General features: G+C 72.0%; 9 protein-coding genes. 6 read left to right on the forward strand and 3 right to left on the reverse strand.

Going from position 1 to position 8,123, the window contains the following annotated elements:
* Both GT354_RS09690 and GT354_RS09695 read left to right on the forward strand, forming a co-directional pair.
* Nucleotides 1-433 (forward strand): transketolase C-terminal domain-containing protein (locus GT354_RS09690; protein ID WP_272923796.1); only part of this gene is annotated, 433 nt, incomplete at its 5' end.
* Nucleotides 430-1,830: a dihydrolipoamide acetyltransferase family protein gene (locus GT354_RS09695; protein ID WP_161355866.1), complete on the forward strand. Its 1,401-nt coding sequence runs from the start codon at nucleotides 430-432 to the stop codon at nucleotides 1,828-1,830. The genes GT354_RS09690 and GT354_RS09695, both read left to right, overlap by 4 nt.
* A 77-nt stretch (nucleotides 1,831-1,907) precedes the next feature.
* On the opposite strand, the gene GT354_RS09700 is transcribed toward GT354_RS09695, so the two are convergent.
* A complete protein-coding gene (locus GT354_RS09700) occupies nucleotides 1,908-2,546 on the reverse strand; it encodes an HNH endonuclease family protein (RefSeq protein WP_161355867.1) in 639 nt (212 codons plus the stop codon).
* Nucleotides 2,547-2,967: 421 nt separating this feature from the next.
* On the opposite strand from GT354_RS09700, the gene GT354_RS09705 reads away from it, so the two are divergent.
* Nucleotides 2,968-4,074, forward strand: coding sequence for a hypothetical protein (locus tag GT354_RS09705; protein WP_161355868.1), 1,107 nt, complete (start codon nucleotides 2,968-2,970; stop codon nucleotides 4,072-4,074).
* A 150-nt stretch (nucleotides 4,075-4,224) separates the two neighbouring features.
* Here the strand turns inward: GT354_RS09705 and GT354_RS09710 are convergent, their stop codons facing one another.
* On the reverse strand, nucleotides 4,225-4,689 hold the full coding sequence (locus GT354_RS09710) for a MarR family transcriptional regulator (RefSeq protein ID WP_161355869.1): 465 nt from the start codon (nucleotides 4,687-4,689) through the stop codon (nucleotides 4,225-4,227).
* 52 nt (nucleotides 4,690-4,741) lie between these two features.
* Between GT354_RS09710 and GT354_RS09715 the strand changes: the two genes are divergently transcribed.
* Nucleotides 4,742-5,353, forward strand: a complete 612-nt coding sequence (locus GT354_RS09715; protein WP_202511698.1) for a TIGR03086 family metal-binding protein — start codon at nucleotides 4,742-4,744, stop codon at nucleotides 5,351-5,353.
* 220 nt (nucleotides 5,354-5,573) lie between these two features.
* Nucleotides 5,574-6,371, forward strand: coding sequence for an SAM-dependent methyltransferase (locus GT354_RS09720; RefSeq protein WP_161355873.1), 798 nt, complete (start codon nucleotides 5,574-5,576; stop codon nucleotides 6,369-6,371).
* Nucleotides 6,372-6,488: 117 nt separating this feature from the next.
* Here the strand turns inward: GT354_RS09720 and GT354_RS09725 are convergent, their stop codons facing one another.
* Nucleotides 6,489-7,109, reverse strand: coding sequence for a TetR/AcrR family transcriptional regulator (locus tag GT354_RS09725; protein WP_161355870.1), 621 nt, complete (start codon nucleotides 7,107-7,109; stop codon nucleotides 6,489-6,491).
* 111 nt (nucleotides 7,110-7,220) lie between these two features.
* On the opposite strand from GT354_RS09725, the gene GT354_RS09730 reads away from it, so the two are divergent.
* The gene (locus GT354_RS09730; protein ID WP_161355871.1) at nucleotides 7,221-7,958 is read left to right on the forward strand and encodes an SDR family oxidoreductase; all 738 of its coding nucleotides are present in this window, start codon (nucleotides 7,221-7,223) and stop codon (nucleotides 7,956-7,958) included.
* Nucleotides 7,959-8,123 lie beyond the last annotated feature (165 nt).

Raw genomic sequence — 8,123 nt, forward strand, 5'->3', positions numbered from 1 at the left:
GGCGGCCGTGCTGCGCGAGGGCCGCGACGCGACGCTGGTGGCATACGGCCCGGCCGTACCGGTGGCCCTGCGCGCCGCGGAAGCCGCGGCGCGGGAGGGGCGCAGTCTGGAGGTCGTGGACCTGCGCACGCTCGTCCCCTTCGACGACGACACCGTGGTCGCGTCGGTGCGGCGCACCGGCCGGTGCGTGGTGGTCCAGGAGGCGCAGGGCTTCGCCGGATTCGGCGCCGAGATCGCCGCCCGGGTCCAGGAGCGCTGCTTCCACTCGCTGGCCGCGCCGGTGCTGCGAGTCGCCGGGTTCGACATCCCGTATCCGCCGCCGAAGCTGGAGCACGCGCACCTGCCCGGAGTCGACCGCGTCCTCGACGCGGTGGACCGGTTGCAGTTCGACGACCGTCCCGACGTGCGCCACCTGGTCCAGGGGGCGGCGTGAGCACCGACACGCGCCAAGCGCAGGTCTTCCTCCTGCCGGACCTGGGCGAGGGGTTGGCCGAGGCCGAGATCATCGACTGGAAGGTCGCGGTCGGTGACACGGTCACCGTCGACCACATCGTGGTCGAGGTGGAGACGGCGAAGGCCGCCGTCGAGGTGCCGGTGCCGTACGCGGGCACGGTGCTGCAACTGCACGCCGAGGCCGGCGCGACGCTCGCGGTGGGGCGGCCGCTCATCTCGGTCGGGCCGGCGCTCTCGGCGGGGCCGGCGCCGACGGATGCCGACGCGGGGGCGCCCGTGGCGGGTCGTCCCGACGAGAAGGCCGCCGACGGCCACCTCGACGAGGCCGCCGAGCGCTATCGCGAGGAAGAGCAGGCGGGCTCCGGCAACGTCCTGATCGGTTACGGCACCGGCCACGAGCCCACATCCCGACGCCGCCGGCGCGCCCCGACGGGGCAAGTCCCGCCGCCTGTCGCCGAGTTCGAGGCAGCGCCCGAACCGGCCACCGGCGGGGCGCAATTGGTGATCTCGCCGTTGGTCCGCAAACTCGCGCGCGACCACGGCGTGGAGATCGCCGAGCTGGCGCCCACCGGACCCGGAGGTGTGCTCCGACGCCAGGACGTGGAAGCGGCCATCGAACGGGCCAGGGCCGCGAGTTCGGCCACGACCGACCCCGCGGACCCGGCCGACCCCGCCGATCACGACGCGCACGAGCGCATACCGTTGCGCGGCCTGCGCCGCGCGGTCGCGCGCAAGCTCGCCCGCAGCCGGGCCGAGATCCCCGACGCCACCACATGGGTGGACGTGGACGCGACGGCCCTGCTGGCCGCCAAGAACACTCTCCGGGCGGCCGGCGGCGAGCAACGCATCGGTCTTCTGGCGCTGTTGGCCCGGATCTGCGTCGCCGGTCTGCGGCGCTTCCCCGAGCTCAACTCCAGCGTGGACACCGACCGCGAGGAGATCGTCCGCTACGCGCACGTCAACCTGGGCTTCGCCGCGCAGACCGACCGGGGCCTGGTGGTCCCGGTGGTCCGCGACGCGCACACGCTCACCACCGCGCAGATCGCGGCCGAGCTGAGCCGGTTGACCGAACTGGCCCGCACCGGCGACCTGATGCCTGCGGCGCTGACCGGCGGGACGTTCACCCTCAACAACTACGGCGTGTTCGGCGTCGACGGCTCCACCCCGATCATCAACCACCCCGAGGCCGCCCTGCTCGGGGTCGGTCGGATCGTCGACAAGCCCTGGGTCGTCGACGGCGAACTCGCCGTCCGCAAGGTCACCCAGCTCTCGCTGAGCTTCGACCACCGGGTGTGCGACGGCGGGGTGGCCGGCGGCTTCCTGCGCTACGTGGCCGACTGCGTCGAGCGCCCCACCACCTTGCTGGCCGACGTCTGAACCGCGGAGCGGTCGCCCGGGGCCGGCCGTCCCCGGCGACCGATCCCGCGGTCGGGTCGACCCGGGCGTGCTCGGGGTCAGCAGGCGTTCAGGAGCGACGTGAGGGTGGCCTTCTCGGTGGCGTCGACGGTCAGCGCGTAGTCGTGCTTGACCTGGACCCAGGCTCGGGCGTACGTGCACTGGTAGGAGGTCTGGGGGAGCCACTGCGCGGGGTCCCGGTCGCCCTTGGAGCGGTTGGAGGAGGCGGAGACCGCGATCAGTTGGGGGTCGTTCGTGTCGTTGGCGAAGGTGCGGCGCTGTGGCGTGGTCCAGGCCCACGCGCCCGAGGCCCAGGCCTCGGACAGCGGGACGAGGTGGTCGATGTCGAACGTCGACGGGTTGGTGGTGACGACGTTGTCGTAGGCGCTGGTCCACGTGCCGGAGGTGGACTTGCACGCCGCGTCGGTGACCACGGCGACGCCGTCGCGCTTGAGGATCCATTCCCGGGTGTCGCACGTGCCGGAGACGGTGATCCAGGTCGGGAACAGATCGCGGTCGTAGGAGTCCGCGTGCGACTCGGGGGCGGCGGACATCGCCGCCAGGTACGACCGGGCGGTGGCGGCCGAAACGGGTGTCGGCAACGCCGCCGAGGCCGGGGCCGTCGCCGAGCCGGCCACGATCAGGGCGAACCCGCAAACGACGGTGCCTATTCGACGGAGGGAGAACATCGAGGTCATCACACGCTCCGAAAGGTCGGTATCAGGACGGGAAACCCGAACCCGGGCACCCGAGACACGACCAGCGTGCCCGAGCGCGATGCTCGGGCACAGACCCCCAAGACATGAACAATCGATGGCGAGTTGCCCGTCCGGACGGCCAATCATCGGATCGGGGCGCGGAGTTCCCCGAGGCCGCGTCCCCGACGAAGGGCGCGGACGCGACGCGCTCGCGACGGCAACCGCCGTGCGTGCCGCCCGAGTCGGCGCATGCAGCCTGCTCGCGCGGTAGCCGGGTGAGCAGGTCGACGGCGGGTTCGGTCGACCGGATGCGCGAATGATCGGGCCGTGAGCGGAATGGGCGGGGATCGCCGTTCCGGAGAATTGCTGCGGGTTGTCACATAGTCTGACCGCCTTGTCGTTTCTCCGGGGGGAGTCTTCGATGGCACTGCCAGTCGTCACGTACAACGTCGGGATCGCGAGTCTCGTGGCGCGGGCGAACGGTACGCCCGCCGACCCGCTGGCCCAGAGCTACTCGGCCGCGCTGCTGGCCAAGGGGGGTTGGGCGGCGGGCCCGCCGCTGATCCAACTGACCGAGGGAGTGCTCGCCGAGCCCAAGGCGCACTACGACACGGGCGCCAACACGATCCAGATCCGGCACGCGCACGGCGCCGCTCCCGTGGACATCCTCGACGCGATCCTCTACGAGGTGAACAACGCGCTTAACCCGGCGATCGCGGTCGCGGCCGGTCTGCCGATCACCGCGACGGTACGCAGCTACGCAGCGGCGACCGCGACGGCCGAGTTCATGACGCTCAAGGGCTACATCGCGGACGTGCTCGCCGTCGTCTTTCCCGGGCTCGGGCTCGCGCCGTTGACAGGCGCGCGGGCGCCGGCGTTTCCGGGCGTGTGCGCGCCGCAGTCCGTGCGTTCGATGACGGCGTGGCGCAACACGTACCTTCCGCTCTACACAACGCCCGCTCCGGTGTTGCCGCCGGGCGTGGTGGTTCCCGCGCTGCCCGCGGCCGTGCTGCCGGCGGCCGTCATGGCGGCCAACGGCCGGGACCAGGTCGCCGCGCTCGTGTTCACGTGCACGATCCACAACGTCAACGCGGTCGGCAAGTACCTCTACCAGTCGCAGTTGACCACGTTCGAGGTCTATCACTACGACCGGGTGCAGAAGTTCTCCAACGCGGAGTTCCAGGCCAACGTCAACCACAACTATCCGGCCGGCGCGAACACCCTCGCCTTCTACAGCGCGGAGTGGAACCGGGCGAGCCTGACCACGAGCGCCAAGATCGGCCTCTACGCGTGCTGTGTGGGTCAACTCCAGGCGAACCACGCGGGCGCCGCGGTCTTTCCGGCGGGCATGCTCCTGCCGCCGGCGGTGGACACCATGGCCAAGGACGACCTGGCCGCCTGGCTGAACGCGAACACCGCACCCTCGGTGGTCAGCGGCTTCAAGGCGGACCTGGTCCGGAGTCTGATCGCGCGGCTGGGTCCCGGGCGCCCGCTGCATCGCAACTGGGTGCTCCGCTCACAGCAGTAGCGGGCCGCAGAAGCGGGCAACAGGAGCGAACACGAGAAGCGGGCAACAGGAGCGAACAGGAGAAGCGGGCGGCAGGAGCGGGCGAAAGTAGCGAGCGACGCGGGCACCGCCAGGTACGACGTACGAGTACCGGCCGCGGAACTCGGCGGCTCAGCCGCCGAGTTCCGCAGCCGACAGTGCGGACAGCGCCTGGAGCGCCCTGAGGAAGCCGCGCCGGTCCGCCTCCGGAAGGCGGGCCAGGAGCCGTTCCTCGCGCTCTTGGATCGCGGACTGTACGGCGGTGCGCACCCGGTGCCCCTCGGCGGTCAGGGACAGCAGGCGGGCCCGTCGGTCGCTCGGGTCGGGCTCGCGGCGGATCAGCCCGCGCTGCGCCAGGTCGTCCAGGATGCCGATGAGGCGGGTCTTGTCGGCGCCGATGGCCTGGGCCAACGCGGCCTGGGAGCGCATCGGTTCCGCGTCGAGCCGGAGCAGCACCGCGTAGGCCCACATCGCGAGGTCGTGCGCGCGCAGTACGGGGAGCTCGGCCGCCACCAGGGCGCGGCCGAGCGGTACGACCATCGCCGCCAGGTCCGGCCGGGCGACGGGCGCGGCGTCGTCGGCCGGGTTCTCGCTCATGGCTACGAAGATACTGGTTGACCTGTGATAAGCGGGTGCTTATCGTAAGCTCATGCCTATCAATCTCGAACGCATCCGAGCACTCGACGCCCGGGCGGTGCGCCTCGGCGCCGATCTGGTCGACCGGGTCACCGCGGCCGACCTCGACCGCGCCACGCCGTGCGCGGGATGGAACCTGGCCGACCTGGTCGCCCACATGACCGCCCAACACCGGGGATTCGCAGCGGCGGCCGCCGGGCACGGGGGCGACCCCGCGCACTGGGTGGTCGAGCCGCGCGGGCCGGACACCGTCGCCGCGCATCGTTCGGCGGCGGACGCCGTATCGGCCGCGTTCGCGCAAGTGCCCACGGAGGAAACGGAGTTCGAGCTACCCGAGTTCGGCACCGATCAGCCGTTTCCGGCGGATCTCGCGATCGGCTTCCACTTCATCGACTACCTGGTCCACGGGTGGGACGTCGCGCGCGCCCTCGGTATCGGGTTCGCGCCACCGGCCGACCTCGTCGAGGCCGGATTGCCGATCGCGCTGGCCGTCCCGGACGGCGAGCACCGACTGAAGCCGGGCGCCGCGTTCGCACCCGGTCTCGACGTGCCGGAGCGGCCGGCGACGCTGGACCGCATCCTGCTCGTTCTGGGTCGCTCGCCCCGGTGGCCCGCGACCGACTGAGGTGCGAAGCCTGCGGAATCGGCACGTCGTCGCGCGTGATCATGCGTGAACCGCCGGTGACGGAAGGGCAGTTGACGGGGGATCGGCTTTCGGCCGCTTGCGGACGGGTCTAGGTTGGTCCCGCGTACCTGCCGAACCCGTCGGCGCCGGTGCACGCATCCGCGACGACGAACCCGAAAGAGGCACGCGCGTGAGCGACTTCCCGCCTTGGCCCGATGTCGTGGGCAGTGCCGAGAAGAAGATCGACGTCGACGTGGCCCATACCGCCCGCATCTGGAACTACTGGCTGGGCGGGCGGGACAACTACCCCGTCGACCGCAGAGCCGGCGACGAGATCCGGGCGATCCACCCCGGGATCGGCGACTACGCCCAAGCCGACCGGGACTTCCTCGACCGCTCCGTGACGTACCTGGCCGGCGAGGTCGGCATCCGGCAGTTCCTCGACATCGGCACCGGCCTGCCGACCGCCGGCAACACGCACGAGGTCGCGCAGCGCATCGCCCCCGACGCACGGGTGGTCTACGTCGACAACGACCCCCTGGTCCTGGTGCACGCGCGGGCGTTGCTCCGGGGCACCTCCGAAGGCGCCATCGACTACGTCGACGCCGACCTGCGCGACGTCGACACGATCCTGGCCGCCGCCGCGCGCACGCTCGACTTCACCCGACCCGTGGGACTGGTGCTGCTGGGCGTGGTGATCTTCCTCGGCGACGACGAGGACCCCTACGGCATCGTGCGCCGACTCCTGGACGCGCTGCCGGCGGGCAGCCACCTCGTGCTGTCCCACACCGTCACCGGCCCGGCCATGCCGGACGTCGACGCCGCCGTGGCCTATTGGAACCAACACGGCACCCCGCACCTGACCCAGCGCACCCCCGACCGGATCGCCGCCTTCTTCGAGGGCCTGGACCTGCTCGACCCGGGCATCGTCCCCTGCTCCCGGTGGCGCCCCAACCCACCACCGCGCACGCCACCCGCAGAGGTCGCGATGTACGGCGCCGTCGCCCGCAAACCGTAGACCGCCGGGGGCCGCCGGGCCTTCGGCGCCCGCCGCGGGAAACCCCGAGCCGACGAACCCGTGGGTGTCCTCCCGGGTTTCGGGCTGCTCGTTCATGTCCGGGTGGTCGAACCGGGCTCAGGCATCGATGGTGCCTCGCAGCAGGGTGCGGCCGGCCGCGGTGGCCAGGTCCGCGACGGTGTCCAGGGTCTCGCCGCGGCGGAAGAAGCCGGACGCGTATTGGCCCGCGTAGCCGTGGGCGGCCGCGATGTGGTGGCCCACCAGGATCAGGGCGACCTCCGGGCTCACGGGGGCGGCCCGGCGCGTCAGGTCCAGCAGGACGTCCATCAGGTGTCGGCCCGCGTCGGCGAGCGCGCGGTCGTGCAGGTCTCCCAGGTCGGCGGCGTAGATGACGTCGAAGCCGGCTCCCCGGCTGCCGACGAAGCGGACGTAGGCCCCGGCGGTCGCGGCGAAGCGCTCGGCCGGGTCGTCGCCGGCCGCTTGCGCCGCGTCCTCGAACCGCTGCGCCAGCTCGGTCGCGGCCTGTGTCGCGACGGCGGCCATCAGGTGGTCGCGGTCGGGGAAGTGCCGATAGGGGGCCGCCGTACTCACCCCCAGTCGGCGGGCCACCCGGGCCACCGAGAAGGCGGCCGGTCCGGATTCGGCGAGCAGCGTGAAGCTGGCCTCGATCAGCGCGGCGCGCAGCTCGCCATGGTGGTAGCGGCCCCGTGTCGGCCGGCCGGCCGATTCCTCGGTCACGGCGATCTCCTGTCGATTGGACGTGATAGCCCTCTTACACTAGCGTTGTGATAGCCCACTTACATTGGGATGGGCATGGATCGACACCACCCAGGAAGCGGTAGGACACTCATGTCGGGAATCGAAGGCAAGGTCGTCGTCGTCACGGGCGCGAGCAGCGGAATCGGCGAGGCGACGGCACTCCTGCTCGCCGAGCGCGGCGCGAAGGTCGTCCTCGGCGCGCGCCGGCCGGATCGCCTGGCTGCCCTGGCCGAGCGCATCACCCGCGCGGGCGGGGAGGTGGCCCACGCGAGCACGGACGTGCGCCGCCGCGAGGACGTCACCGCCCTGGTCGACTCGGCCTGCGAGCGCTACGGGCGGATCGACGTACTGGTCAACAACGCCGGGGTGATGCCGATCTCCCCGTTCGACGCCCTGCGCGTGCAGGACTGGGAGGACATGGTCGACGTCAACATCAAGGGCGTGCTGTACGGCATCGCCGCCGCGCTGCCCGTCTTTCGTCGGCAGGGCTTCGGCCACTTCGTCAACACCGCGTCCACGGCGGGACATCGCATCGTGCCGAACCAGGCGGTGTACGCGGGGACCAAACACGCCGTGCGGGCCATCTCCGAGGGACTGCGTCAGGAGGCCGGCGACCGGCTTCGGGTGACGATCGTCTCGCCCGGCATGACGCGGACGAACTTCGCGGACGGGGTGACGGATCCCGAGACGAAGGCCCGGCTCACCGAGTCCGGCGACTCGATCGCGATGCCGCCGGAAGCGGTGGCCCGCGCCATCGCCTTCGCGATCGAGCAGCCCGCCGACATCGACACGGGCGAAATCGTGATCCGCCCCACCGCGCAGGCGTAACCCGGGCCCCGCCGGGGCTCACACCAGGGAAGCCGCGCCCACCAGGCCCGCGTCCGGGCCGAGGACGGCCGTCAGCAGCGGTGGCGCGTCGGGGCGGGCGGCCGTGTGCGCCGCATAGGCCCGCTCGATCGCGGCACGCACCGGACCGCGAGCGCTGCCCAACCC

The organism is Streptomyces sp. SID3343, from assembly GCF_009865215.1.
Taxonomy (GTDB): domain Bacteria; phylum Actinomycetota; class Actinomycetes; order Streptomycetales; family Streptomycetaceae; genus Embleya.

What these genes read in the sequence shown, in the direction of transcription:
- GT354_RS09700 (WP_161355867.1), bottom strand. Translation starts at nt 2,546, where the DNA reads ATGACCTCGATGTTCTCCCTCCGTCGAATAGGCACCGTCGTTTGCGGG.
- GT354_RS09705 (WP_161355868.1), top strand. Translation starts at nt 2,968, where the DNA reads ATGGCACTGCCAGTCGTCACGTACAACGTCGGGATCGCGAGTCTCGTG.
- GT354_RS09710 (WP_161355869.1), bottom strand. Translation starts at nt 4,689, where the DNA reads ATGAGCGAGAACCCGGCCGACGACGCCGCGCCCGTCGCCCGGCCGGAC.
- GT354_RS09715 (WP_202511698.1), top strand. Translation starts at nt 4,742, where the DNA reads ATGCCTATCAATCTCGAACGCATCCGAGCACTCGACGCCCGGGCGGTG.
- GT354_RS09730 (WP_161355871.1), top strand. Translation starts at nt 7,221, where the DNA reads ATGTCGGGAATCGAAGGCAAGGTCGTCGTCGTCACGGGCGCGAGCAGC.